We start from the raw sequence: 25,251 nt of genomic DNA, 5'->3' as shown, positions 1-25,251 counted from the left end.
CCTCCTCCCCTTCGCCGATCCCCAGCGCCTCCGCGATCTCGGCGGCGGCCGCCTCCCACTCGCCGCTCGCTATCGCCTCGCCCAGCACCTCGTCCGGGTAGCGCAGCGACAGCGCCAGCAGCTCCCAGGCGGCGGCGCGAACCTGCCAGACTCCCACATCACTCATTGCAGCTCCTCATCTCGTCGTCTCAAGCTTGAGTTCGCGAAGCGAGCACCCGCGAGCGGTTCGCTCCACCACGTTGTACGACAGCGTCGGCAGCACGTCCAGATCAGCCACGTCTTCGAGCCGATCCGGATGGCATTGCAGGCTGCCGTCGCCGGCGTCGATGGCGAACGATGCGCCGAGCGCCTCGAAGCGTTCGCGCACAACGGCCACGTCGCCGTCGAACACCTTCAGGGTCTTGTAGAAAAAATCTTCCTCGTCGAGCTTGTAGAGCATCGGGTCGAGAGGAACTTCCGCATTCTGGCGAAACACCTGCCCGCGGTTCTTGTTCTCGAGCGAGCAGTAGTGCACGCCAAGCGACAGCCCCTCGTCCAGTGCGTATTCCAGCAGCTCCAAGCATAAAAACTCGCTACCGTCGATGGGCAGCCCCGCCGGATAGGCGTAGTCGTACGCAACGACGTACGGCGGGTTGCGAACCTCGAAGCCGCGCGCGCGAAACGCCTCCCAGTCGCTCATCGGATAGCCGAACTCGAGCAGGTTGATTCCGAAGACGCCCTGGTCGTCGAGCCGCGCAAGCAGCTCGCGCATGGCGTCGCCGGTGCCCGGGATCGCCGGCATCTCCACCATCACGGCGGGAACGAACCGCTGCGCGAGCGCGAGCTTGCGCAGCGGTTCGTCCAACATCGCCTCGACCCGCGCGCTATCGCACGCATCGCGCACGTCGAGCTTGACGCTCATGCGCAGCTCGTCGAGCCCGGCGTCGCACAGCGCTGACAAGATCGCCTCGTCGAGGAAGTCTCCCGCCGTGTAAATGCGCACATGCGCATCGGGGTGCTCGGAGCGAACGTGGCGCACGAACGCGACGGACTCCTCGCCAAACAGCAGCGGCTCGCCGCCCGACAATCCCACATGGGTTACCTCGTCGCAGCGTGCGGCGAACGCATCCACCTCGGCACGCCATGCGTCGTTGAACCCGTCGCACGCCGCACCGTCGCCTTGGTTCACGTTGAAGCAGAAGTAGCAGTCGCGATTGCACCGCATGGACAGGACGAATGTCTTGCTGCCCAAGCCGGTCGAGCACGCCGCGCACGCGGGAGACAGCGGACCGACTACGATGCTCGCTTCGCCGTTGCGAAACGCCGCGCCCTTCGCGCGGAGACGTCGCTTGACGGCCGCCGTCTCCGCGTCGAAGCGCCCGACCGCGGCGAGGTCGATGCCCTCGCGAGCCAACGCATCGAGGCAGTCGCGTTCGATGGCGGCGTATTCGTCGATCCACGCTCGCAGCGTCGGCCGCGCGGCAAGCGCCGCATCCCTAGTCGCCATGCGCGTCCTCCATTCGCCGAGCGACGTGCACGCCCTCGTCCTTCCCTCTCTTCCGGAAGAAGCGGTACAGCCACTTCCAATGCACCACAAGGTGCACAAGCAGCAACGCGAGCAACACCTTGGCCGCTATCGCATGGAGCGGATCCCAGAAGTAGTACCCGTCGGCGTACAGGCCGAACGCCAGCAGCACCGACCCCGACACGAGCAGCCCCGATACGATCACCACCATGAAAACGACGAGCGTCGTCACGTCGAGCACGAGGTTTCCCACGCGCGCCGGCGAAAGCCGACGCGCTGCGCCCGTCACCGTGTCGACCACCCAGTCAACATGCATCGCGCAATGCGCGAAAAACAGCACGACCAGGCCCAAGCTGATCCACTCGTGCACGCCGACGCCCGTGAGAGCCGGGTTCGCCACCGCTGCGTACGCCGCAAGCGCCGCCACATCGACGACGAGGTTCTTCCGCTCCATCTACTTCACCTTCTTCACAAGCAGCACGAGTCCCACCACGAGCGCGACCGGCGCGAGCAGCCACAGGTTCATGCTCGCGTCCGAAGGCTGGTAGTAACGCGTCGTCAGCGTGTCCCACGCGTGACATTCCACGCTGGCGCAGGTCACCTCGGGACAGCTCATCTCATGGACGTCGTCGGGGTCGGGAACGGCGTCGAAGCCATGGCACTCCCCCGATGCGCACGCCGTTGCCGGGCAGGGCGATGCGGGCGACACGGGCTGCGGCAGCCCCACCGAAGCGTCGGCCGCCACGCCCGCGAAGAACACGCACGCGCCCACAAGCGCGAACGCCACCAAGGTCATCACAGCTTTTCTCATCAGGCTCCTCCTTTACCCGAATGCACCCGACCGAAGGGATGCGCAGCGCGAACGCCCGCACCCCTCGGCCAAGCGGGAGCGATTAGAGGGAATCCTTCGCTGTCGCAAGCGGCAGCAGCCTCAATCCCAGCAGCACCAGGAGCACGCCGAGCGCCACGACGCCCAGGGCGAGGCCCATCTCCGGCAGCGTGGGCGTGTAGATCATGCCCGCGTACGCGCCGGCAAGGCCCTGGCCCCACGGCCCCGTCACGGTGAAATCCGTCAGGAACGTCGCGTAGTCGAGCGCGGGCACCTGGAAACCTCCCACCACGAGCTGGATACGCTTGCAGAAGATGCCGAGGATGACCAGCAGGCCGGCAGCCACCGCAAGCGGGTTCGTGCGCAGCTTCGGCACGAAGCACACGAGCGCTGCAACGACCGACCCGACCACCTCGGTCAAGAAGAACGGAGCGAGCGGCCCCGTGGTCAACATGGCCACGATCTGGGACGACGCCGGGAAACCCTCGGTGATGAGGTCGCAGGCGAAGAAGAACAGATCGACGCAGATGAACACGCCCATCGTCTTCACCAGCTTGACGAAGCTCTCCTGCGCGAGCTGCACGTACCCGCCCTTGCGCAAAGCGACGGCCGCCACGAGCACGAGCGCCGTGCCGCTTGCGAGCGCCGAAGAGATGAACCACGGAGCCAACAGCGCCGTGTTCCACATGGGGCGCCCGGGCATGAGGCTGAAAATCCACGCGTCGACCGCGCAGACGAGCAGCGCCCACACGAGAGCCACCACGGCGACGATGCGAACCGACTTCTCGCTCGCCTTTCCCTTTTCGGCGCCGAGCAGCGTCCACAGAAACACGACGGACAGGATGAGGTACACCGCCAACACGATGATGTCCCACATCAGCGGCGAGCCGAGGTTCGAGTACGCGAACAACTCCCAGAGGCGCAGCGGCTGGCCGAGGTCCACCACCACGAACCCGATAGCCAGCACCGTGCTGCAGATGGACAGCCAGGTGGCCACCTTCGTAAGGCCCTCGAAGCCCGCGAGCTTGAACGCCTTCGGCGCCGCGGCTACGGCCATGCTGCCCACGGAGAGGCCGACGAAGAACATGAACAGGGCGATGCTGAGACCCCAGGGGTTGAAATCGCGCATATCGGTGTCCATGAAACCGCCCACCAGCTGCATTCCCCACAGCACGAGGCCGATCACCGTCACCGCCGCCGCGATGACGATGCCGATGGTGAGTCCCTTTCCGCCGAATTTGACAGCAGGAACCTGAGGCGACTGCGTCGCCGTAACATTTTCAGACATGATGTGACCTTTCTGCCTAGACGAGATAGTACACGCAGGGACCCGTGCCCTTTTCCGGCAGCAACTGTTTGAACGGCCGCTCGCGAATGAGCTTGGACACGTCGGAATCGGGATCGTCGAAGTCGCCCCAAAAGCGCGCCATTTCACGGCACACGTCGGCGCACGCGGGGCGCTCGCCCTTCGCGATGCGATGCCAGCACATCGTGCACTTCTCCACGACGCCCTTCTGATGCTTCGGCGCATCGACATTGCCCACGGGGAAATCGAGGAAGTACTTCGGCTCTTCCCAGTTGAACGTGCGGACGCCCGTGTAGGGGCATGCCGTCATGCACATGCGGCAGCCGATGCACTTGTCGTAATCCTGACGCACGATGCCCGTGTCCGCATCCTTGTACGTGGCGCCCACCGGACAGGCTTTCGCGCAGGCCGGATCGTCGCAGTGCTGGCACGCCACCGTCATGAGCGACATCGACAGGTTGTCGGGCCATTCGCCCGCCGGCGTTTGCTCCACTTCGCCGCCGTCGGTATACGCCCGGCTCCACCATATGCTATCGGGCAGGTTGTTCTCCACCTTGCATGCCATCGAGCAGAAGTTGCACCCGACGCAGCGCGTCGTATCGACGACGAAACCATACCGAGTCATTATTCAGCACCCCCATCGTAGAGCTCGACTTCGCACAGGATTTCGTTGTAAGCGCTGTTGCCCGTAATGGGATCCATATCGACGCGCGTCAAGTCCGTGCTGTGGCCCGCAATAAAATCATCGGTCTGCCATCCGTGAGGAAGCAGGATACAATCGGGACGAATGCCCTTGGTGACAACGGCCTTGCATACCACGAAGCCACGATCGTTGAACACGCGCACCGTATCGCCCTGTTTGATGCCGCGATCGCGCGCCGCATCCTCGTTGATTTCGATACGCGGTTCAGGACGAAGCTCGTTCATCCAAGGGATATCAACCAAAACCGACTGGGCATGGTAGATTTCATGCACGCTGAAACCGAACAGCGGGTATTTCTCGTGTTCCGGGCTGTTCACGCTCGCTTCGAGCGGCTCCTCGAAATACGGCGCGCGTTCGATGTCCATATCCAAAACGCGACCGTTGTCATCCTTGGCGTACGGCTTCTCGATATAGAAGACGGCACGCTTCTTCGCCGTTGCCGCACCGCTCGCCGCAGCCGCAGGAGCCATGTCCTCGGGGAACTTCGCGATGAAGCCCTTCTCCTTGTAGTCGTCGTAGGTGAACCCGTTCGCTTTGTTGAAGGGGGTGTCGAGCGCAGCGCGCAGGTACTCCTCGTCGGTCTTGTCGTAGAGGTCGGGGAAGCCCATCTTGTCGGCGAGCATGCGGAACACGTCCATGTCCGTCTTGCACTCCCCCGCCGGCTCGACGGCCTTCTCGAACAGGGCGTAGCCCCCCGCCGCGTCCTCCTTCTCCCACGTGAGCGCGATGGGCAGGACGAGATCGGCATAGCGGGCCGTATCGGACATATGAGGATCGGCCACGCAGAAGAAATCGAGCTTCTTAATGGCTTCGATGAGCGCCTGACGACCGCTGTCGCAGGCCAGGGGGTTGCCCTGCATGACGTATACCACTTTGATCGGCAGGTCCTTGCCGCCGAACTTCCCGCTCTCCATGATCTCGGGCAAGTACTGCCCCGTCACTGCAACGCCCTGCTTGGCGTCATCCACTTTGATGAGGTCGACCGTGCTCGTCGTGCCGCCTGCAGGAGAGCCCACCTCGGTGTGCTCCTGCAAGTGCTCGAGATACGCGTACGTGCCTTTTTTACCCAGGTTGCCCGTCAGCGAGGCCAGCAGCATGAAGTTCTTGTACACATGTCGCGAATTGTAGTAATGGCCGCAGCCTTGATACGTGGCAATGCCTGCAGGCTTCGCTGTCGCATACAGCCGAGCGACTTCCTCGATTTTCTCGGCGGGAACATCGCACACCTCGGCGGCTTTCTCAACGGTGTACTCCTTGATGCGTGACACGACATAATCGAACACGGTTTGAACCTTAAAGCCTCCAACCTCGAAGGAGCCGCGCACGGCGGGATCGGAAATCTTGTTCGCCGACCCGAATTCGCCGGCCGCCTCGTCGTACACCACCTCGGCATCGATTGCCTTCGGCTTGCCCGTCGCTGCGTCAACCGGACCTTCTTCGGGCTCCATACCCAGGTCGGATAAATGAAGCAGCGTGCCGTCTTCTTTGCGAAGGAACGGGGCAACCGACTCGTTGGCCAAGAAGTCCCAATCGACCCAGTCGTTGTCGATGATGTGGTTGCACAAGGCCAAGGCCAGATACCCATCGGTTGCCGGGCGCACCGGAAGATAGAGATCGGACTGAGCAGCGCTCAGCTGGAAACGCGGATCGATCGTGATGAGCGTGGCACCGTTTTCCTTCGCTTTGCGGACGAAGTGCCACATGTCGCGCGATGCGCCAACCGGATTGATACCCCACAACAAGATGGTCTTCGAGTTCAGGACCTCGGATGCGGGAGCGCTGTACGTGGAATACCCGGTCAGGTTGTTCATCCACATGTAGCACAGGTCGGCGGCCGGCGTCATCACCGTTGCCCCTGTCTTCTTCACGAAGCGTTCGAGGGACACGCTCGTGCCGCCGCGCGGCTTCATGGGCATGTAGGACGTCGCATGGTTCAGGATGCCGCTGCCCACGTAGCTGTGCCAAAACGCGATGGCAGAATCGCCGTACTGTTCCTGCGCCGCCTTCATCTTGTCCGTCAGCAGCGTGATAGCTTCGTCCCAGCTGATGCGTTCCCACTCGCCCGCGCCTCGCTCGCCGGCACGCTTGAGCGGGTATAGGACGCGCTTCGTGCCGTAGAGCCTTTGCGGGTTCGTCTGACCCTTGACGCATCCGGTCTTGAACTCGGGATGGGCGGCATTGTAGTCCGACACCGGTTTCACCTGCACGAGCTTACCCTCGCGCACGATACCCTTCATACGGCATGACGGTCCACCGCAGTTTCCGCCACACGCACTGTAAAACACCTGTTCTTCGGGTGTTTCTCCGCTGCGGGTGTCGGCGGCGAGCGCGGTGAGGTTCGGCGTGACGGCCTCTCCCACGGCGGCTGCGCCTGCGACGGCGGCGGTGGTCTTTAGAAAACTTCTGCGCGTGAGTCCGGCGTGCGGGCTCTTCGTTTCTGACATCTCTCCTCCTCAAAAGGTCAGTCAGGATACCCTCGCGTGCTCCCTCGGGCTTCGGCTGCGCAACCATCGCCTGCAGCGCACGTGCTCGAACGATATCCCCCATAATCCCAACGCAGAATCGGCCAGATCCTTGTGTCTGTCATGTTATCATATTGTAATAGTTCAATGAAGCAATTAGATGATGCTACTTTAAGAATAATCGAGATGGGAACGCCTGCAGCTGAGGAGAACGCGTGCCGAGACGCGTGGACGCGCATCCGGCATGACGAAGGCGCCCGACAAGCGGGCGCCTTCGCGCGGCGGCGCGCACCGAAGCGCACCGTATGCGGGAGCGGCCTTCGTCACTCCCCCTTGAACAGCTTGCTCACGTCGAACCCGTCGGCCAGGCTGCTCGGCGCGAGCAGAACGCCCTTGCCGTCCTTCGCACCCTCGTAGGCCAGGTTCATCGCACGCAGCTGCATGGCTTTGGGATTGCGGTCGTACACCTCGGCCGCCTCGACGAACATCTCGGAGATATCCTTCTCCACCTCGGCCAAGATGACGCGCGCGTTGCGCTCGCGCTCGGCCTGCGCCTCCTTCGACAGCGCGTCCTGCAGCTCGCGCGGCACCATGATGTCGCGGATTTCCACGCTCATGACGGTGATCCCCCACTGCTCGCACTTCGCGCCCATGATCTCCTGCAACTCGCGGTCGATCTGCTTGCGCCGCAGCGACAGGTCGGCCAGGTTGAGCTGGCCGATGGCGTCGCGCATGGCCGTTTGCGCCGACCACAGCACCGCCTTCGGGTAGTTCTCCACCTCGAGGCACGCCTTCTCGGCGTCCCACACCATCCAGAACAGGATGGCGTCCACGTCCACCGGCACGAGGTCGGCCGTGAGAGCCGCTTCGGCCGAGAAGGACGAGGTCATCACGCGATGGTCAATATGGATGGCCGTGTACTCGACGAAGGGAACGAGGAAGTACAGCCCCGGCCCGGCCACGCGGTTGAAGCGGCCGAAGCGCAGCACAGCCACGCGCTCCCATTGCGGCGCGATGCGCACGCAGCTCGCGCACAGCAGGCCGACGACCACGGCGGCCACGACGGTGACCACGGACAGCCACGGCAGCGTGGCGGCGAACGCCACACCGAACCCCAGCGCGAACATGACGAGCGAGAACAGGTAGACCCCGGCCCGCGTCGCTTCGTTCGGCTCAAGCTCGGTGGATGCGACCGAGCGGCGCTCGTCGTCCTTCGACCTCGACGTTTTGACGTGATCGCTTCTCAGGCTGAACTTCATAACCTACCCTTCCAACGCTTCGAGCCGTTTCTCCACGAGCCCGACGATGTCCGCACGCGGCACGCCCATCTCACGGCACTGCTGAATGAACACGTCCGCGAGCGAATCCACCGCGTTGTCGGCCGTTTCGCTGGCGTTGCGGTACTTGTCGTGCACGAACGTGCCCTTCCCCCGTTTCGAGACGATGTAGCCGTCCCGCTCGATATCCTGGTACACCTTGCTCACCGTGTTGTAGTTGATCCCCAGCTCGACCGCCATCTCGCGCACCGTGGGCAGCTTGTCGCCGGTGTCGTAGAAACCCGAGGTGATGAGGTAGATCAGGCGGTTGCGCAGCTGCAGCCAGATAGGGATGCCGCTGTCGTCGTCGATGGTGATCTGTATGGTTTTGCTCTCAGTCGTCACGCTTGCCTGCAATCAAAATCGTCCGAACATATCCTGCGTACGCTCCTCATCATATCGCACTCAGGGCCATCGGCGTGAAGGACGCCGCGGCCACGATGCAATACCGCAGAAGAAGTCCACCAACCAGCACGCACGTCGACGAGCCCAGCATGGCCGGGCGCAGCGGCATGAGGCCGCTTGCCGCATGCACCGCCAACGGCACCGCGAGCCCCAGCGTGCACACCCCGCCCCAGAACGCAGGAGCGAGCGAACCCGTCAGCAGCAGGTCGCACGAGGCGCGCGCCGTCTCGGTGAAGCCGGCCTGCGTCAACAGGAAGGCCGCGAGCACGCACGCTTCGACGACGCCGAGCGCCGCGCCCGCACGCCACAGGGCGGCGGACACATCGTACGACGGCGGGGCCAACGTCGCATCGAGCGTCACGATGGCGGCGACGCCGCACGACAGCGACGACACGACGAACAGCGCGATCAGCCACGGCGTGTGCCAGAAATCGATGGACACCATATCCGACAGCAGCAGGCCCGTGTATCCCATGACCCCGACGGCGCACACGCCGCCGACCACGCAGCACGCCCACTGGAACGCGCGCGGGACCGACCCGGCGATCAGGCCGTACAGCGCCAGCGCGCCCGATGCCGCCGTCAGCAGCGCCACGAGCCACGCGCCCACCGACATCACCGACTGGAACGGCATCACGGCAACCAGCCATGCACGCTCGGCGTTGCCGAGGTCGAGTAGCAGGAACACCGCCGCCAGCACCATGAGGCACGGGGCCGCGTAGAAGCCGGCCTGGCACGTGCGCGCCAAGCGCTCGCTCGCATCGCTTCGGCGCACGGCGTCCCACACGCAGGCGCTCGCGGCCGCGAAGAACGCCCCGCCGCCGGCCCCTGCGAGAAACAGGTACGCCACGATGTACCAGCCGAATACCACCGCACTCCCCCTGCCGATGAGCATGTCGCGGTTAGTATAACACGTTATCATAGGATATTAGGTCAAATGGGGAAGGTGCGGATGGGGGGTTGGGATAGGGAGGATGGGAAGAAAGGTGCGGATGGGAGGGTAGTGGGTGCGTCCGCGTTGGGGAAAGCGTGCGCGAGAGCCCCGGCGGACGCAGGGAAAAAAGAGAGCGCTTGCGCGCGCACCCATTCGCGCGCGCAACCCTCATTGCGCCTGCGCTCCCCCTCGTTCGCGCACAGCGCTCCCCCCCCCCATTCGCGCGCACAGCTTCCCTCATTGCGTCCGCGGTGGCGCTTGCGTACGCATGGCGTTCGGCGGACGCAACGAGGGGAAGCCCGCCTCCCTCGCCCTACGCGAAGAACGCGCCTTCCTCGTTGCGGAAGAAGCCTTCGGTTACGAGGTCTCCTACGATGGAGTCGAACGTGGCGGCGTCTACGCCGTCGCGGCCGGCGGCTCGCTCGAAGACGTCGAGGCGTTCGGCCAGCTCGTCGGCGCCGATGCCGGGCTCGGCCAGCACGATGCGCACGAGCTCGGCGCGCTTTTGGCGACGCGACCCTTCGAAGGCCGACTGCCGCGTGTAGTGGGCGCTGCGCCGCGACGGGTTCGCCACGAGCGTCTTGAGGTGCGCGCCGTAATCGAGCAGCGCGTAGTACCAGGCCCGGGCATCGTCCTCAGGGCACGTCGCGGCCACGAGCGGCGCCAGCTGGCGATCGGACACCTTGTCGCACGCGGGGAACAGCTCGTGCAGGAACACGGTGCGCACGTTCGTCTCGATGTACACCGAAGGACGGTTGTAGGCGAACGCCATGACGCCCGCCGCCGTGGCGGGCCCGATGCCGGGAAGCGCCTCGAGCTCCTCGGCGGTATCCGGAAGCTTCCCTCCCCGCTCGGCCGCGCACACCTCGGCCGCCCGCTTGAGCGCGAGCGCGCGACGGTTGTACCCGAGGCCCTGCCACTGCGCCAGCACGTCGGCGGTGCCGGCAGCGGCAAGCGCGTCGATGGTGGGAAACAGCCCCAGGAAGCGCGTCCAATGCTTCTCGACGCGCGCCACCTGCGTCTGCTGCAGCATCACTTCGCTGACCAGCACGGCATAGGGGTCGTCGATGCAACGCCACGGCAGGACGCGGTACAGCCGCTCGCCCTCGCTGCGCACGAGCTCGACGAACTCGTCACGCCCCATCGCGTCCTCGGGCCACGCGTCCAGGCCGGCCTTCTCTACGCGCACGACTCGCACACGTCCGCCTCGGCGCCATCCCCGACGATGCGCGGCTCGAGACTCGGGCACCCTGCGGCGCAGTGCGCGCTCGGTTCGCCAGCCGAGCCTTGCGCCTTCGCCATAGCGGCCTCCACCACCGGGTGCGAGGCCCCCTGCTCGATGAGGTCCCGGAGCGTGATGGCGCCGAAGTACGCGTTCAGCAGGCGATCGGCACCCTGCCACAGCTTGTTGTACGCGCAATCCTTCTGCTTGTCGCAGTAGGCCGGATCCATCACGCACAGCGAGATGCTCACAGGGCCCTGCACCGCCTCGAGCACCTCGAGCAGGGTGACGGAAGCCGGGTCGCAGTTGAGCGCGAGGCCTCCGCGGGCCCCGCGCACCGTCTTGATGAGGCCGCCCTTCACCAGATCGTGCTGAATGCTGCGGGCGAACGCGTAGGGGATGTCCTCCTGCTCCGCGATATCGGACACGGACACGTAGGATTCCCCGCTCTTGTAGGCGGCCCTCAGAATCCTGCAGGCGTAATCGCAGCGACGCGTGACATCCATCAGTTTCCCTCTTCCCCGATGAGCAGGTCTTCCAAATGTTCCAGCTCGCGTCTGAAGTCGCTCACGACCGCCTCCTCGAGGGCGCGGTACTCGTCGGAGTCGAGCGGTTGGTACGCCGCCAGCTTGTCGAACAGGTTGTCCGCCGTCACCGGCAGGTAGCGCCGCGCGACGAGGCTGGCCTTGTAGGCCTCCTCGATGGCTTCGCGGGCGGCCATGTACATGTCGTAGCGGGGCATCTGCGCCGAGAAGCGCACGAGGGCCGCCCGATCGATCCCGCGCAGCGACGGGTGATCGCGCGCGACCTCCATCCAGATGTCGCTGCGCTCGGACTCCGTGGGGTAATCGATGTCGATCACCGACAGCGGCTCCAAGAGGTCGTAGAAGAACGGGTCGATGTCGCCCGCTTCGGAAGCGGACGCCAGCACGAACACGTCGGGATTCTCCACGGCCGAGCGGATGAGGCTGATGGCCTCGCGCGCGCCGCGCGACAGGCTGGCCATGAGGAACCCGCCCAGCTCATCGCCCATCGACGACTCCACCATGGGAGACATCCACATGTCGAGGTCCTCCAACATGAGCACGCCCGCGCCCTCGAAGGCGTTGCGCGCGGCGTTGAGCTTCGGCTGACGGTCGGCCTGCGCCATGACGCACAGCACCGGCATACCCTGGAGGTTCTCCTCCATGTGCATGCGGATGGCGGGCAGGCCCAGCTCGCCGAGCGTGGCCACCATGAAGCGGTTCGCGTCCTCGCGCGCCGGCGAGCGGAACAGCAGCGCGTCGGTGGCCGGCATGCGGTCGAGCCCGTGACGGCTGTTCAGCATGTCGACAAGCTCCTGGAAGCGCTCGTCGCCCTGCATGCCCACGCCGAAGTCGCGCATGAGCTTCACCGTCTCGTCGTAGCCGACGAGCTCCTTGTACGAGATGTTCTCGAGCGACGACACCACCGCATGCGCGTCGGGGTCGTCCCCGCACGACTCGATGGCGGCCGCGAGGGCCTTTTCGACGTCGGACGTCTCGGTTGCAGCCTGCTCGGGCGCGGGCTCGGCAGGGGCATCGGCGGCTGCGGCCGAAGAAGCCTCCGCAGCTGCGGGCTGGGCGTCCGCCTGCGCGGAGCGCTCCGTCACGTGTTCCACCCGCATGAGGCGCGATGCGTCGAGACCGAGGAAATCCTGGGAGATCATGTCGGTCATGTCCTCGAGGTCCTCGCGCGACAGACCGTATTCCTCAAGCTTGTCGAGCGCGAGGCTCTGCAGCTGCTCGGCGCAGGCCGCGGCCTCGTCAGAGGACAGATAGGGCTCGAGGCGCTCGAAGACGTATTCGGCGATGGAACGCTCCTTGAGCTTGCACGCAAGCTGCCACGCCTGCTTGAGCCCCTCGAGAGCCGCTTCGTCGGGCACGGTGCCGCCCCCGTGCTGGGCGCGTTCGAACGCCGCCAGATAGAGGTGCATCCCGAGGACCGCATCGCCCGAAGCGCATGCTTGGGACGCAAGGCGCAGGTACTCGGCGGAAGAATTGCTATGCTCGTCATTCTGGCTGGGCGAGCTGTTCGCGTCGTTCTCAAACATGGACCCAACCTCCTTTTCAAAGAAACTGCATGTCACCAAAAGAAATGCATATGCTCAGGTCACATTTTACCGAAGAAGGAGGCATCCGCATAGGCCGCACCGCAAAAACCCCAAAACGTCACGCATACGACAGCAAAGCCGCCGCAGAAGACCGGGGGGGGGGCGGAAATGACGTCCCCGCTACCAGTCGAGGATCTCCCACCCCTTCTCGCGCGCCGTGCGCGAGAGCGGCCGGTCGGGAGACACGGCGCGGGGGTGCTCGGCCGCGGCGAGGATGGCGCGGTCGGAGTGGTGGTCGCCGTAGGCGTAGGCAAGCTCCCAGTTCCCGGGGCCGAACTGCTCGTCGCCGTAGCGGCGCACCGCCGCGAGCTTCTCGTCGCCCTCCACCGGCACGCCTTCCACCTGACGCGTGTAGGTGCCGTCGGGCGCCACGCACATGCGCGTGGATATCTGCCGCTCGAAGGGATGGTGCTCCATGGCGCGCAGGATGATGGGCTCGAAGGTGGCGGACACGATGAGCACCGTCTCCCCCGCCTCGGCGTGCGCGCGCATGGCAGCGTCGGCCTGCGCGCGGAACAACGGCGCGATGCGCTCGTCGTAGAATTCCGCCAGAAACGCGTTCACCTCTTCGACGGGCTTGCCTTCGAACGCGCTGAACACGAGCCCGCGCACGGCGGCCTCGTTCTGCGGCAGGCGCAGCTTGTAGGCCGCCGCCCACAGCAAGATGCGGAACACGTCGCGTTTCCGCAGCATATCGTGCTTCATGAGATGGCTGACCAGCAGCACCGGCGAGTTGCCGTCGATGCTCGTGCCGTCGAAGTCGAACACGGCAAGGCGCGCCTTACCCTCAGGCGCGCCTTGCCTTTGCGCGGATGCGCTCTCGATTCCCGTTGCGGGCATACGTCGTTGTTCCCATTCCCTGTGCGACGGGCGGGAACGGGCGCATGCGCTAGTCCTCCACCTCGTCGATCGTCTCGGTGAATTGAGAATTATACAACTCCGCGTAGAAACCGCCAAGCGCAAGCAGTTCCTCGTGCGTGCCCTGCTCCACGATGTCGCCGTCGCGGATGACCAAGATGAGGTTCGCGTTCTTGATGGTGGACAGGCGGTGCGCGATGACGAACGCCGTGCGTCCGGCCATGAGGTTGTCCATGGCCTTCTGGATGCGCTCCTCCGTGCGCGTGTCCACCGAGCTCGTGGCCTCGTCGAGGATGAGCATGCGGCGGTCGGCCAGGATGGCGCGCGCGATGGTGAGCAGCTGGCGCTGGCCTTGGCTGATGTTGCTGGCATCCTCGTTGATCTCGGTGTCGTAGCCCTGCGGCAGCGTCTGGATGAAGTGGTGGACGTAGGCCGCCTTGGCCGCCGCCTCCACCTCCTCGTCGGTGGCGTCGAGCTTGCCGTAGCGGATGTTGTCGCGGATGGTGCCGTGGAACAACCACGTGTCCTGCAGCACCATGCCGAACAGCGAGCGCAGATCGTCGCGCGCGAAGTCGCGGATGTCCACGCCGCCGATCTTGACGGAGCCCGACTGCACGTCGTAGAAGCGCATGAGCAGCTTGACCATGGTGGTCTTGCCCGCGCCCGTCGGCCCGACGAGCGCGACGGTCTGGCCCTCCGACACGCGCGCCGAGAAGTCCTTGATGACCGGCTTCTCGGGGTCGTAGCCGAAGTGCACGTGGTCGAACTGGACGTTGCACTCCACGTCGGCGGTGCGCGCGGTCACGTGATCGGGCTCCTCCTCGGGAGCCTCGAGGAACGCGAAGATGCGCTCGGCCGCGGCCGCCATCTGCTGCAGCACGTTGGACACCTGCGTGAGCTGGGTGATGGGCTGCGTGAAGTTCTTCACGTACTGGATGAACGCCTGGATGTCGCCGACGGTGATGATGCCCTGCACGGCCATGAAGCTGCCGGCGATGGCCACGGCCACGTAGCCGAGGTTGCTCACGAAGTTCATGATGGGCTGCATGAGGCCCGAGATGAACTGCGACTTCCACGCCGAGTTGTACAGGCGCGCGTTCGTGGCGTTGAAGTTGTCAACCGTGCCGTCTTCGCGGTTGAACGCCTTGACGATGGCATGGCCCGAGAACGTCTCTTCCACGAGGCCGTTGATCTCGCCGAGCGTGTTCTGCTGCGCGACGAAGAACTTCTGCGAGCGCTTCACCACCACCATGATGAGGACGAGCGAGATGGGCAGGATGAACACCGTGATCAGCGTCATGAGCGGATTGATGGTGAGCATCATGATGAGCACGCCGATGATGGTGGTCGTGGACGTGATGAGCTGCGTCACGCCCTGGTTGAGGCTCTGGCCGAGGGTGTCCACGTCGTTCGTGATGCGCGACAGCGTGTCGCCCACGCTCGTGCGCTCGAAGTAGCCCATGGGCATGCGGTCGATCTTCTCGGCGATGCTCTTGCGCAGCTGGTAGCACGTGCGCTGCGACACCGAGCTCATGATCCACCCCTGCACGAACGAGCAGGCCGCGGACAGCACGTACAGCCCGAACGTGAACAGCAGGATGGACGCGATCTTGTCGAAGTCGATGCCGCCCGACCCGTCGATTTTCGCGACGATGCCGTTGAACAGCTCGGTCGTGGCCGTGGACAGCACCTTCGGCCCGACGATGTTGAAGATGGTGGAGCCGATGGCGAACACGAGCACCACGATGATGGCCACCTTGAAGCGGCCCATGAAGGCGACGAGCTTGCCGAGCGTGCCCTTGAGGTCCTTGGGCTTCTCACCGGGCATCATATGCCCGCCGGGTCCTCCGGGGCCGCGCCTGCGGCCGCCGGGCATGGAACGATTCTCCTGGGCGCTCATGCTACATCACCTCCGTTCAGTTCCTCGGCCGACAGCTGGGACATCGCGATCTCCCGGTACTCCTCGCAGGTTTTCATCAATTCCTCGTGCGTGCCCTGGCCCACGATGCGGCCCTCGTCGAGCACGATGATATGATCGGCATGCAGCACGGTGGAGATGCGCTGCGCCACGATGACGACGGTCTTGCCGCCCAGGCGCGTGTGCAGCTCCTGGCGCAGGGCCGCGTCGGTTTTGTAGTCGAGCGCCGAGAAGCTGTCGTCGAACAGGTAGGCGCGGGCCTCGGTGGCCAGCGCGCGGGCGATGGCGAGGCGCTGACGCTGGCCGCCCGACACGTTCGTGCCGCCCTGCGACACGGGCGCCTCGAGTCCCTCTTCCTTCGAAGACACGAGCTCGGAGGCCTGTGCGATGTCGATGGCTTCTTCCACGCGCTCCTTCGGCATGTCCTCGTTCGCGTAGGCCACGTTGGACTCGATGGTGCCCGAGAACAAGAACGCCTTCTGCGGCACGTAGCCCAGCTGCTCGCGCAGCGCCTGCTGGCTCACGTCGCGGATGTCCACGCCGTCGATGGTGACGGAACCGCACGTCACATCGTAGAAACGCTCGATGAGCTTGATGACCGTGGACTTGCCCGAACCGGTGGAGCCGATGATGGCCGTGGTCTTGCCGGGCTCGGCCGTGAAGTCGATGTGCTCGAGCACGCACTCCTTCGAGTCGCCGTACTTGAAGCTCACGTCGTTGAACGCGATGGTGGCGCCGCTCGATTGCGCGGCGAGCGCTTCGTCGCGCGCCTGGTCGGCGGCCGGGTCGCAGATGGTCGGCTTCGTTTCCAGCACCTCGTTCACGCGCTGCGCCGCCACATCGGCGCGCGGCAGCATGATGGAGATCATGCCGATCATGAGGAAGCCCATGATGATGACCATGGCGTACGTGATGAACGCGATGAGGTCGCCGGTTTGGATGGCGCCGGTGTCGATGTAGTGGCCGCCCACCCATACGATCATGACGGACACGAGGTTCATGATGAGCATCATGACCGGCATCATGAACGTCATGACGCGGTTCGTGAACAGCTGCGTCTTCATGAGGTGCGTGCTGGCGTCGTCGAAGCGCTTCTCCTCGTAGGCCTGGCGGTCGAACGCGCGGATGACGGGCAGGCCCGTGAGGATCTCGCGCGACACGAGGTTCACCTTGTCGATGAGCTTCTGCATGATCTTGAACTTGGGCATGGCCACGCGCATCAGCACCATGATGATGACGAAGATGGCCACCACGGCCACCACGATGATCCAGCTCATGGCCAGGTTCGTGCGCGAAATCATGATGATGCCGCCGATGGCGAGGATGGGAGCGTAGAGCACCATGCGCAGCAGCATGACGGTGACCATCTGGATGAGCTGGATGTCGTTCGTGCCGCGCGTGATGAGCGAGGCCGCCGAGAAGCTTTGCACCTCGGCGTCGGAGAACGACACCACCTGGCGGAACAGCTTCGCGCGCAGCGTGGCGCCCACCTTCGCGGCCGTGCGCGAGGCGATGAAGCCCACGAGCACCGCGGCCACCATGCCGAGCGCGGCGAGGCCGAGCATCATGAGGCCGATGCGGATGAGGTACTTCATCTGCAGGTCGGACAGGTTGTAGCCGAGCGACTCGTACTCGGCCTTGGCGGCGGCGATGGCCTGCTGATCGACGATGGAGTCGCTCATGTCGCCCATCTGCTCCTTGGCCTTGTCGAGCATGTCGAGGATGTCCTGCTTCTGCACGGCGCCGGCCTGGTAGGCCTGCATCACCTGATCGAGGTCGAGGTCGGGGATCTGGCTGGCATAGTGGATGGCCACGAGCGGCATCGCCACCATGCGATCGAGCTCCTCCTGCTCCTTCTTGCCCTGGTCGTTCAGCGTGTACGTGCCGCTGTCGCTTTCGGTGTAGGCGTCGCGGAACGTCTGCTCGTCGTTCTCGGGCAGCATCATGGCGATCTCGTCGTGGGTCTTGGCCGTCATCTCGTCGGTGGCGGCGTGCTCGACGCCCGACTGCTGAATGCCCACGTCGACGATCTGCGACGTGTAGTTCGGCAGCGCCAAATCGGTGAACGCCTGCACGATGAGCAGGCACACGATGAGCACGACCGCGATCTTGCAGTTCTTGAGGTAGCGTATTATGCGCACGGGGTATCGCCTCCTTCTGGTTTGCTCTTGCGCGTGCCGTCGGCATCGCGCTCATGGAACTCGACGACCTTGCGCAGGATGCGCACGAGGTGCTGCATGTCTTCGACGCCGACGTAGGCCAGCACGTTGTCCATGTGCTCGTCGTGCAGGCGCCTGCCCTCGGCGGCGAAACGCGCGCCCTCCTCGGTGAGGCTCACCGACACGGCCCGGTAGTCGTTGCTCGCTCGATGGCGCTCGATGAGGCCCTTCTCCTCGAGCGACTTGAACGTTTGCGACTGCGCGCTGGGCGTGGTGTGCATCATCTCGGCCACACGCCCCGGCCTGACGTCGCCGTCCGCGCGATCGAAGGCGCCGATGACCATCATCGTGCGCGCCTCGGTGGGCGTGACGCCCGCAGGCGTCGGCGGCGAAATCTGGCCGTGCTTCATGCGCTGCATGAGCTCGTACAGTTCGCGTTTCGTTTCGAAAAACGGATCTGTCATCGCACCCTTCTTCGTCTTCGTTTCGGTCTTGCTACAATTTAGCTGCTAAACTTTATCACTGATTAAAAATTATGCACCAAAATGTTTCCTTCGCCACAGAACCTGCATGGGGGAGGATGCCCCCTTGCGCGCGGCGCGAGATTCCCTGGTCGCTCGATCGCGCCCGCACGCAAAGGGGAAGGAAAAACTTTTTCAAATTGGGGCTTGCGTGAAACGCACTCTACCGGTAATATATTCCGCGCTGCAAAGCACGGGGTGTTAGCTCAGTTGGTTAGAGCGCCGGCCTGTCACGTCGGAGGTCGCGAGTTCGAGTCTCGTACATCCCGCCATCCAAACATCGAGAACCCGCTTCGGCGGGTTCTTTTTGCATGCGCGCTTCGCACAACCAGAACAAATGTTTCACGTGAAACATTCGCCGCTCCCCCGTCGAACATTTCGCCATAATAATGATTGCACCGCGAAGAATCTTCCGGTAGAATATCCTTCGCTGCAAAGCACGGGGTGTTAGCTCAGTTGGTTAGAGCGCCGGCCTGTCACGTCGGAGGTCGCGAGTTCGAGTCTCGTACATCCCGCCATCCAAACATCGAGAACCCGCTTCGGCGGGTTCTTTCGTTTCCTGACGAATTCGCCGTCAGAACGACCTCTTTCGCATCGGGTACGCAACGGAATCGTCCGGCGCACGGCGGTCTGCTATGCTCGTGCGCACAGCCCTCGCCTGCCCGTCGAGAAAGGATCGCCATGACCGCATCGCCCGCTGCATCGCCTGCCGACGTCGCCCGCACCGGCGAAGAAGCCTACCTGTACGCCTATCCGCTCGTGCTGCTCGACGTCATCAAAGACATGGCCGCGAACACCGTCGAGGCGACCGAGGAGCGCGCGCCCGTCAACCAGCTGTTCCACGCGCGCAGCCTGGCGACGCCCGACATGGTCAGCCTGACGCGCCCCAACGTGGACACGCTGTACTCGCAGGCCTATCTCGACCTCGCCGCCGAACCCATCCTGCTCTTCAAGCCGCGCACCGAGCGCTACTGCACGGTGCAGACCTTCGACGGGTATTCCAACACACCGTTCATCCTGGGCACCGACGGCCTCGGCGGCAACGACGAAGCCGTCTACGCGCTCTGCGGCCCCTTCTGGGACGGCGCGCTGCCCGACGGGGTGCAGGCCGTGCGCATGCCCACGGACTTCGTGTGGCTGCTGCTGCGCACGAAGTGCTTCGGCCCCGACGACGTGGAGAACGTGCACGCCATCCAGGACGCCATGGACACCTGCCCACTCTCGGCGTTCGACGACAAGCGCGCCGGCACGTACCGCCCCGCGCCGGGCGCCTACGACCCCGCACGCGACTACGTGCCGCTCGAATACATGGCGAACCTCTCGCTGCAGGACTACTTCGACCGCTTCAACCGCCTGGCGCAGGACAATCCCGGCGCCGCCGCCGACGCGCCCGCCCTCGCACGGTTCGCCGAGCTCGGCATCGGGGCCGGCCTCGCGTTCGACCTGCAGGCGCTCGGCGAGGACGTCGTGCGCGCCACGGCGCACCTGCCGCACCTCATCGACCGCGCCTACTCGTCCGAACACGCCCACATCACGCCGTCGAACGGATGGATGTTCATGGACGAGCGCGTGGGACGGTTCGGCACCGACTACGCGTTTCGCGCGGTGGTGGCCTACGGCGGGTTCGCCAACCCCGTGTCGATGGCGGTGTACCCTTCGATGGTGATGGACGAGGAAGGCGTCCCGCTGCGCGGCGACCGAGCCTACACACTGCACTTCGAGCCGAACATGACGCCGCCGCACGGCGCGGACGGCTGGTGGTCGCTCACGGCGTACACTGACGCGGGCCGGCTTGTGGAAAACGAGCTCGGCCGCTACAACCTGGGAGAAGTGGACGACCTGCCCTTCAACGAGGACGGGTCGCTCGACCTGTTCATCCAGGCGACGAATCCCGGCGGGCGGCGGGAGCGCGCATGGATTCCCGTCTGCGAAGGCGTCTTCTCGCTGACGATGCGCATCTACCTGCCCACCGCCGACGTGCTCTCGTTCGCCTGGCAGATGCCGCGCCTGCGCGTGCGCTCCTAGCGCGCGGCGCGCTGATCCACGCGCATGACCGACAGCACATGCAGCGGCCCGACGGCAGCGGCTTCGTCGGGCGCTGCCGCGTTGGCGGCGTCGCAGCAGGCGCGCAGCAGCACGTCGGGGCGCAACGATCCGGTCAGCTTCGATTCCAGCGTGAACGTCGCCACCGAGCCGGCAAGCTCCATCTCCCCCACGAGGAACTCGTCCACCCGCAGCACCTTCTCCTTCTTCTTGCGAACGACCGTCACCTCCTCGGGCGGCGCGAACGACGCCGGCGGGCGCGACAGCAGCGCACGGTACGTGGCGATGGGATACGCGGCCGAAGCGGCCGGCGCATGCGGCTCGATATAGTCGCACGCCGTCACCATGAGGTCGGGCACGCTGGCCGCCTGCAGGGCCTCGAGCGCCTCGTCGACCGGCACGTAGCGCGTCAGCTGCAGGTCGAACAGCTCGTGCGTGCCGCCCACCCCCACGGGCAGCGCCGCGCCGAAGGCGATCTTCATATGGGGCGAGAACCCCTGGCTCACCGCGAACGGCAGCCCGGCGCGCCGCACGGCGCGCTCGAGGGCGCGCGCCAGCTCGAGATGCGACAGCAGCGCCAAGCGGCCCTGCTCGCAGAACGTCACGCGCAAACGGAACAGGTTCGGATCAGGCATGGACGGCCTCCTTCGGCTCCGCGTTCGAACCGCTGGCCACGCGCGGGCGAGCCAGCTCGTTGTCCACGCCGAGCGACGGGCACGCGCCGCACGCCGAGCACTTCCCGAACGTGCAGTCGGGCGTCGTGCGCTCATCGGTTGCCAAGCGGCGCTCGCGCGCCAAGAAGCGCGTGGACACGCCGGTGGAGATATGCTCCCACGGCATGACGCGATCGGTGGGATACGCCGTCTGCGCGATGGCGGCCGGGTCGATGCCCACCTCGTCGGCGGCCTCGCGCCAAGCGGTCTCGCTGAAGCACTCGGTCCATGCGTCGAAGCGCGCGCCGCGGCGCCAGGCGGCTTCCACCCACGCGGCGCCTTCGCGGCCGGCCCGGCTCATCACGGCCTCGACGAAGCTCGTGGCCGGGTCGTGCCAGTGCACGTCGATCGCGCGGTAGCGCACCGAGTTGCGCAGCAGGTTCACGCGGCGAAGAGCTTCCTCGGGCGGAATCTGCCCGTCCCACTGAAACGGCGTCTGGGCCTTCGGCACGAACAGCGCGCACGAGATGCTGAGGGCGAGGCCTCCGCGCTGCTCGGGCGGCGTGGCCGCCTTCATGCGGTCGTAGGCGCGCTGCGCGAGGCTCGCGATGCCCTTGATGTCGTCGTCGGTCTCGGTGGGCAGCCCGATCATGAAGTACAGCTTGCAGCGCCGCCAACCGGCCGCGAACGCGGCATCGAGCGCGCCGAACAGGTCGTCCTCGGTCACGTTCTTGTTGATGACGTTGCGCAAGCGCTGCGTGCCGGCCTCGGGCGCGAACGTGAGACCGCCCTTCTTGCGGCCCGCCACAAGCTCGGCCATGTCCACGCCGAACGAATCGAGGCGCTGCGAGGGCACCGAGATGCGCACGCCCTTGCCGTCGCACGCGCGGTTGATGCGCGTGAGGATGTCGGCGATCTGCGAGTGGTCGGTCGACGAGAGCGACGTGAGGCTGACCTCGTCGTAGCCCGTCTCGGCCAGGCCCTGCACCACCGATTCCACCACGTTGTCGGCCGAGCGCTCGCGCACGGGGCGGTACATCATGCCCGCCTGGCAGAAGCGGCAGCCGCGGGCGCACCCGCGCAAGATCTCGACGTTGAGACGGTCGTGCACCACCTCGGTGAACGGCACGATGCACGGCTCCCAGCCGGGGCTCGTCGCGAAACCCTCGAACAGGCTCTTCTCGATGCGGGTCGGCAGCCCGTCTTCAACCGGCTCGATCCACGAACCCCCCTCCTGCGCCTCCTCCTCGGACCTCCACCGGTAGAGCGACGGCACGTACCAGCCGGGCTCGACGGCAAGCGCGCGCAGGATGTCGGCGCGGAGCGCCCCTTCGGCGCGCATGCGGCGGATGACGGCCAGGCCGCGCGGCAGCGCCTCCTCGCCCTCGCCGATGTTGAAGGCGTCGAAGAACAGCGCGTACGGCTCGGGGTTGTACGCGCAGGGGCCGCCCCCCACCACGAGCGGGTCGGTTTCGCCGCGCTCGTCGGGATGCAGCGGAATGCCCGCCAGATCGAGCGTTTCGAGGATGTTCGTCGCCGCCAGCTCGTGCGGCAGCGTGATGCCCACCGCGTCGAATTCGGACAGCGGCGCGCAGCTTTCGATGCTGAACAGCGGGATGCCCTCGGCGCGGAGCGTGTCGCACATCGCCGGCGCGGGCAGGAACGCGCGCTCGGCCACCATGCCGTCAACCGCGTTCACCACGTTCACGAGGATGCGCAGCGCCTGGTTCGCCTGCCCCAGCTCGTAGGTGTCGGGGTACACCATGCAGAAGCGGAAATCCGCTTCGGGCTTGTACACGCAGCCGAACTCGTGGTTGAGGTAGCGCGCAGGGCGCTCCGCAGCAGCCAGCAGCGGCTCGAGACGCGGCCAGAGATCCGTCATCGAACTCGTTTCCCTTCTTTGGTTTACGGTGCCGAAACGGCGATTAGGAGCGGGCTTTGCCTGCGCCGAAGCGCGACACGGCCGCATTGCGCACGCCGCCGGCCGCATGGGCCGCCTGCACGGCGCGATTGCGCACGCCCTCCACGGCCTTCGCGCCGGTGGCCTGCGCCTTCGATGCGGCGCGGCTCGCCGCCGCGCGCACCACCTTGTCGCGGGCCTCGGCCACGGCGTCGGTGAGCTTGCCGAACGTCGCGCCGTCCTCGTAGTACTCGATGGCAGCGCGGCCCATGGCGATGGTGCCCGTGTAGCCGATGGCGGCCTTCACGGCCCAACCGAGCGCCGGCACGAACGCCACGAGCTGACGCGCCACCGCGCGGCACGCGAACGCGCCGCCCACGAGGGCCGCAAGCTCCTTCACGCGCTCCATGTTGAGCTCTTCGCCGTACGAGGCGGCAATCATGAGCAGCATCTTCGCCTGGTTGAGCGTCATGACGGGCATGTCGGCGCCCGGGATGATGACGAGCAGGCCCACGCCCGCGTTCTGCAGCGCGGTGGAATTCACAGCCTCGAGCGACAGGGGCTTGCGCACGAAGGGAAACGCCAGCGCGAACGCCAGGCGCTTGTCGTTGCATGCGGCGATCACCCAGCCGCCCATGCGCTCGTTGAGCGACGAGACGGCGTCGCGGTCGAGCGCGTACGGTTCGTTGGGGAAATCGGCGCCGATGGCCTGCACGGCCTCGGCCCCGTTCGTGACGGCATCGGGCGCCGGCAGCGGGGCCGGCTGCGCCTTGGGTTCTTTGGGGGCGATGAGGTCGCCGTGCGGAATGGGGTTGCCGGCGGCCTTCGCCATGTCGGCCACGAGCGACGGCAGCGTGGTGACCACCATCACGGGAACGCCCACCGCGCGCACCTGCGCGGCGTACTCCCCCACCTGCTCGTTGAGCCCCGCCACGATGACGGCCATATCGTCGCCGGAAAACGGCACGAACGGGCGCCCGTCGAGGTACATGAGCGATACGCGGGCATGCGGCGACGCGCTGGCGAACGCCTGGCGCACGTGCGCCTGCACGTCGCCCGGAGCGCTGTCGTCAAGGTACACGCTCACGGAGAGCGAGGTGCGACGCGCCTCGTCGATGTTGGTGGCTTCGTCGATAACCGCTTTGATGTCAACGGGTAGCTGCATAACCGCCCCTTTTCCTAGCGCTGCTTCTGGATGTTATGGGTCCACACCGAGCCGATGAAGCCGAGCATGACGAAGTTGAGCACCATGCCCGTCGACCCGTAGCTCACAAACGGCAGCGGGATGCCCGTGATGGGCATGAGCCCGACATCCATGCCGATGTTTTCAAGAATCTGGAACAACCACATGCCGACGCCGCACATGACGATGACCATGCCGAACAGGTCGCTCGACGCACCGGCAATACGGAAGCATATCAAAACGAGGGACGCGTACAGCGCCAGCAGCACCATTACACCGAAAAACCCCAGTTCCTCGGCCAGCACGCAGAAGATGAAGTCGGTCTGAGCCTCGGGCAGCAGGCCCAGCGTATGCTGCGTTCCCTGGAACAGCCCCTTGCCGAACAGGCCACCTGAGCCAATGGCGATCTGCGCCTGTTTGAGGTTGTAGCTGTTGCCTGTAGGATCGATGTCAGGATATAAGAACACGAGCAGACGGTTGCGCTGGTACTGCTTGAGCAGCTTGTACTCCCCCGTCGAGTTTTTGATGACCTCGTCGATGGCGAACACCGCTATGACGGCCACGATACCCACCGCCAGCGTGATCAGCAGGAACTTCGGCCGCGCGCCGCCCACCACGAGCGCCACCGCCGTGATGAACAGGTACACGAGGCCCGTGCCCAGGTCGGGCTGCGTCATGATGCACACGAACGGGATGAGCATGATGCCGAGCGCCTTCAGGTACTCGCGCGCGTCGTCGAGGCGCCCCCCGTAGCGCGCCATGACGCTTGCGTCGAGCAGGATGACGGTGATCTTGGCGAACTCGCCGGGTTGGACCTGCGGGAGCGGGCCCAGCTTGATCCACGATTGGGCGCCCATGCCCGCGTCGGTGCCGAGCCCCGGTATGTGCGGCGACAGGATGAGCGCGACGCTGACGACGAGGAAGATGGTGGTGAAGTCCGACAGGCGCCGGTAGTCGAAGCGCCACACGAGGATCATGAGCACGGTGCCCAGGGCCACGTTCGAGAGCTGGCGCGAGAAGCTGTAGTCGGGATCGCCGGTCACCGCCGACAGCACGATGACGAGCCCGTAGGACACAAGGAGGGCGATGACCACGATGAACGGCAGGTTGAGCCAGGGGAATCGGCGCGTGCGCGTTGCCTGCGCCACGATTTTGTCGGGCGCCTTCACTGAGTTGATCTGCGGTAGCTGCGACATAGCGCCTC

The 25,251-nt window shown here is 65.4% G+C and carries 21 protein-coding genes and 2 tRNA genes; 3 read left to right on the top strand and 20 right to left on the bottom strand.

Annotated elements, in window-relative coordinates:
• Positions 1–175: 175 nt before the first annotated feature.
• From C1876_RS03730 to C1876_RS03655, 16 genes are all read right to left on the bottom strand, one after another.
• A complete protein-coding gene (locus C1876_RS03730; RefSeq protein WP_114545379.1) occupies positions 176–1,486 on the bottom strand; it encodes a radical SAM protein in 1,311 nt (436 codons plus the stop codon).
• The gene (locus tag C1876_RS03725) at positions 1,476–1,958 is read right to left on the bottom strand and encodes a DUF4405 domain-containing protein (RefSeq protein ID WP_114545378.1); all 483 of its coding nucleotides are present in this window, start codon (positions 1,956–1,958) and stop codon (positions 1,476–1,478) included. Before C1876_RS03725 ends, C1876_RS03730 begins: the two co-directional genes overlap by 11 nt.
• Positions 1,959–2,315 carry a hypothetical protein gene (locus tag C1876_RS03720; RefSeq protein ID WP_244910024.1) on the bottom strand — a complete coding sequence of 119 codons (357 nt, stop codon included), beginning with the start codon at positions 2,313–2,315 and terminating at the stop codon, positions 1,959–1,961.
• A gap of 82 nt (positions 2,316–2,397) precedes the next feature.
• Entirely contained in the window at positions 2,398–3,621 is a 1,224-nt protein-coding gene (gene nrfD, locus C1876_RS03715; protein WP_114545376.1) for an NrfD/PsrC family molybdoenzyme membrane anchor subunit, read from the bottom strand.
• A gap of 16 nt (positions 3,622–3,637) precedes the next feature.
• Complete coding sequence (locus tag C1876_RS03710; RefSeq protein ID WP_114545375.1) at positions 3,638–4,264, bottom strand: 4Fe-4S dicluster domain-containing protein; 627 nt, start codon at positions 4,262–4,264, stop codon at positions 3,638–3,640.
• Complete coding sequence (locus C1876_RS03705) at positions 4,264–6,786, bottom strand: molybdopterin-containing oxidoreductase family protein (RefSeq protein ID WP_114545374.1); 2,523 nt, start codon at positions 6,784–6,786, stop codon at positions 4,264–4,266. Before C1876_RS03705 ends, C1876_RS03710 begins: the two co-directional genes overlap by 1 nt.
• A gap of 341 nt (positions 6,787–7,127) precedes the next feature.
• Positions 7,128–8,063 (bottom strand): slipin family protein, encoded by a 936-nt coding sequence (locus C1876_RS03700; RefSeq protein ID WP_114545373.1) that lies wholly within the window; start codon positions 8,061–8,063, stop codon positions 7,128–7,130.
• 3 nt (positions 8,064–8,066) lie between these two features.
• Positions 8,067–8,465 (bottom strand): GntR family transcriptional regulator, encoded by a 399-nt coding sequence (locus tag C1876_RS03695; protein ID WP_244910023.1) that lies wholly within the window; start codon positions 8,463–8,465, stop codon positions 8,067–8,069.
• Positions 8,466–8,514: 49 nt separating this feature from the next.
• Positions 8,515–9,396, bottom strand: a complete 882-nt coding sequence (gene nrfD / locus C1876_RS03690; protein ID WP_158544601.1) for an NrfD/PsrC family molybdoenzyme membrane anchor subunit — start codon at positions 9,394–9,396, stop codon at positions 8,515–8,517.
• 376 nt (positions 9,397–9,772) lie between these two features.
• A complete protein-coding gene (locus C1876_RS03685; protein WP_211309498.1) occupies positions 9,773–10,603 on the bottom strand; it encodes an HhH-GPD family protein in 831 nt (276 codons plus the stop codon).
• A 35-nt stretch (positions 10,604–10,638) separates the two neighbouring features.
• On the bottom strand, positions 10,639–11,187 hold the full coding sequence (locus C1876_RS03680; RefSeq protein ID WP_114545370.1) for an RrF2 family transcriptional regulator: 549 nt from the start codon (positions 11,185–11,187) through the stop codon (positions 10,639–10,641).
• Complete coding sequence (locus C1876_RS03675; protein ID WP_114545369.1) at positions 11,187–12,752, bottom strand: ribonucleotide reductase subunit alpha; 1,566 nt, start codon at positions 12,750–12,752, stop codon at positions 11,187–11,189. Before C1876_RS03675 ends, C1876_RS03680 begins: the two co-directional genes overlap by 1 nt.
• Positions 12,753–12,932: 180 nt before the next feature.
• On the bottom strand, positions 12,933–13,652 hold the full coding sequence (locus C1876_RS03670) for an HAD family hydrolase (RefSeq protein ID WP_114545368.1): 720 nt from the start codon (positions 13,650–13,652) through the stop codon (positions 12,933–12,935).
• 49 nt (positions 13,653–13,701) lie between these two features.
• Positions 13,702–15,570, bottom strand: coding sequence for an ABC transporter ATP-binding protein (locus tag C1876_RS03665; protein ID WP_114545367.1), 1,869 nt, complete (start codon positions 15,568–15,570; stop codon positions 13,702–13,704).
• Positions 15,567–17,729: an ABC transporter ATP-binding protein gene (locus C1876_RS03660; RefSeq protein WP_114545366.1), complete on the bottom strand. Its 2,163-nt coding sequence runs from the start codon at positions 17,727–17,729 to the stop codon at positions 15,567–15,569. The genes C1876_RS03665 and C1876_RS03660 overlap by 4 nt, the downstream gene beginning before the upstream one ends.
• Entirely contained in the window at positions 17,720–18,211 is a 492-nt protein-coding gene (locus tag C1876_RS03655; protein ID WP_114545365.1) for a MarR family winged helix-turn-helix transcriptional regulator, read from the bottom strand. Before C1876_RS03655 ends, C1876_RS03660 begins: the two co-directional genes overlap by 10 nt.
• A 252-nt stretch (positions 18,212–18,463) precedes the next feature.
• Between C1876_RS03655 and C1876_RS03650 the strand changes: the two genes are divergently transcribed.
• The 3 genes from C1876_RS03650 to C1876_RS03640 all read left to right on the top strand — a co-directional run bounded on the left by C1876_RS03650 (position 18,464) and on the right by C1876_RS03640 (position 20,293).
• A tRNA-Asp gene (locus tag C1876_RS03650) sits at positions 18,464–18,540 on the top strand.
• Between the two features lie 169 nt (positions 18,541–18,709).
• Positions 18,710–18,786, top strand: a tRNA-Asp gene (locus tag C1876_RS03645).
• Positions 18,787–18,949: 163 nt separating this feature from the next.
• Positions 18,950–20,293, top strand: a complete 1,344-nt coding sequence (locus C1876_RS03640) for a DUF1254 domain-containing protein (RefSeq protein ID WP_114545364.1) — start codon at positions 18,950–18,952, stop codon at positions 20,291–20,293.
• On the opposite strand, the gene C1876_RS03635 is transcribed toward C1876_RS03640, so the two are convergent.
• Genes C1876_RS03635 through C1876_RS03620 form a run of 4 tightly spaced genes read right to left on the bottom strand, consistent with a single transcriptional unit; the run spans position 20,290 to position 25,243 of the window.
• Positions 20,290–20,946 (bottom strand): TIGR03936 family radical SAM-associated protein, encoded by a 657-nt coding sequence (locus C1876_RS03635; protein ID WP_114545363.1) that lies wholly within the window; start codon positions 20,944–20,946, stop codon positions 20,290–20,292. The genes C1876_RS03640 and C1876_RS03635 overlap by 4 nt on opposite strands.
• Positions 20,939–22,846: a TIGR03960 family B12-binding radical SAM protein gene (locus tag C1876_RS03630; RefSeq protein ID WP_114545362.1), complete on the bottom strand. Its 1,908-nt coding sequence runs from the start codon at positions 22,844–22,846 to the stop codon at positions 20,939–20,941. The genes C1876_RS03635 and C1876_RS03630 overlap by 8 nt, the downstream gene beginning before the upstream one ends.
• Before the next feature lie 43 nt (positions 22,847–22,889).
• Positions 22,890–24,029: a YcjF family protein gene (locus C1876_RS03625; RefSeq protein ID WP_114545361.1), complete on the bottom strand. Its 1,140-nt coding sequence runs from the start codon at positions 24,027–24,029 to the stop codon at positions 22,890–22,892.
• Positions 24,030–24,043: 14 nt separating this feature from the next.
• Positions 24,044–25,243 carry an FtsW/RodA/SpoVE family cell cycle protein gene (locus C1876_RS03620; protein ID WP_114545360.1) on the bottom strand — a complete coding sequence of 400 codons (1,200 nt, stop codon included), beginning with the start codon at positions 25,241–25,243 and terminating at the stop codon, positions 24,044–24,046.
• Positions 25,244–25,251 lie beyond the last annotated feature (8 nt).

Source organism: Eggerthella sinensis, from assembly GCF_003339815.1.
Classification (GTDB): domain Bacteria; phylum Actinomycetota; class Coriobacteriia; order Coriobacteriales; family Eggerthellaceae; genus Eggerthella; species Eggerthella sinensis.
The sequence above is the reverse complement of the archived record's forward strand: the minus strand, read 5'-3'. Positions and strand labels throughout refer to the sequence as shown.

Bases quoted from the DNA above. Each gene is read 5' to 3' on its own strand.
- C1876_RS03730 (WP_114545379.1), bottom strand. From the start codon at position 1,486: ATGGCGACTAGGGATGCGGCGCTTGCCGCGCGGCCGACGCTGCGAGCG.
- C1876_RS03725 (WP_114545378.1), bottom strand. From the start codon at position 1,958: ATGGAGCGGAAGAACCTCGTCGTCGATGTGGCGGCGCTTGCGGCGTAC.
- C1876_RS03720 (WP_244910024.1), bottom strand. From the start codon at position 2,315: ATGAGAAAAGCTGTGATGACCTTGGTGGCGTTCGCGCTTGTGGGCGCG.
- nrfD (WP_114545376.1), bottom strand. From the start codon at position 3,621: ATGTCTGAAAATGTTACGGCGACGCAGTCGCCTCAGGTTCCTGCTGTC.
- C1876_RS03710 (WP_114545375.1), bottom strand. From the start codon at position 4,264: ATGACTCGGTATGGTTTCGTCGTCGATACGACGCGCTGCGTCGGGTGC.
- C1876_RS03705 (WP_114545374.1), bottom strand. From the start codon at position 6,786: ATGTCAGAAACGAAGAGCCCGCACGCCGGACTCACGCGCAGAAGTTTT.
- C1876_RS03700 (WP_114545373.1), bottom strand. From the start codon at position 8,063: ATGAAGTTCAGCCTGAGAAGCGATCACGTCAAAACGTCGAGGTCGAAG.
- C1876_RS03685 (WP_211309498.1), bottom strand. From the start codon at position 10,603: ATGGGGCGTGACGAGTTCGTCGAGCTCGTGCGCAGCGAGGGCGAGCGG.
- C1876_RS03680 (WP_114545370.1), bottom strand. From the start codon at position 11,187: ATGGATGTCACGCGTCGCTGCGATTACGCCTGCAGGATTCTGAGGGCC.
- C1876_RS03675 (WP_114545369.1), bottom strand. From the start codon at position 12,752: ATGTTTGAGAACGACGCGAACAGCTCGCCCAGCCAGAATGACGAGCAT.
- C1876_RS03670 (WP_114545368.1), bottom strand. From the start codon at position 13,652: ATGCCCGCAACGGGAATCGAGAGCGCATCCGCGCAAAGGCAAGGCGCG.
- C1876_RS03665 (WP_114545367.1), bottom strand. From the start codon at position 15,570: ATGAGCGCCCAGGAGAATCGTTCCATGCCCGGCGGCCGCAGGCGCGGC.
- C1876_RS03655 (WP_114545365.1), bottom strand. From the start codon at position 18,211: ATGACAGATCCGTTTTTCGAAACGAAACGCGAACTGTACGAGCTCATG.
- C1876_RS03640 (WP_114545364.1), top strand. From the start codon at position 18,950: ATGACCGCATCGCCCGCTGCATCGCCTGCCGACGTCGCCCGCACCGGC.
- C1876_RS03635 (WP_114545363.1), bottom strand. From the start codon at position 20,946: ATGCCTGATCCGAACCTGTTCCGTTTGCGCGTGACGTTCTGCGAGCAG.
- C1876_RS03630 (WP_114545362.1), bottom strand. From the start codon at position 22,846: ATGACGGATCTCTGGCCGCGTCTCGAGCCGCTGCTGGCTGCTGCGGAG.
- C1876_RS03625 (WP_114545361.1), bottom strand. From the start codon at position 24,029: ATGCAGCTACCCGTTGACATCAAAGCGGTTATCGACGAAGCCACCAAC.
- C1876_RS03620 (WP_114545360.1), bottom strand. From the start codon at position 25,243: ATGTCGCAGCTACCGCAGATCAACTCAGTGAAGGCGCCCGACAAAATC.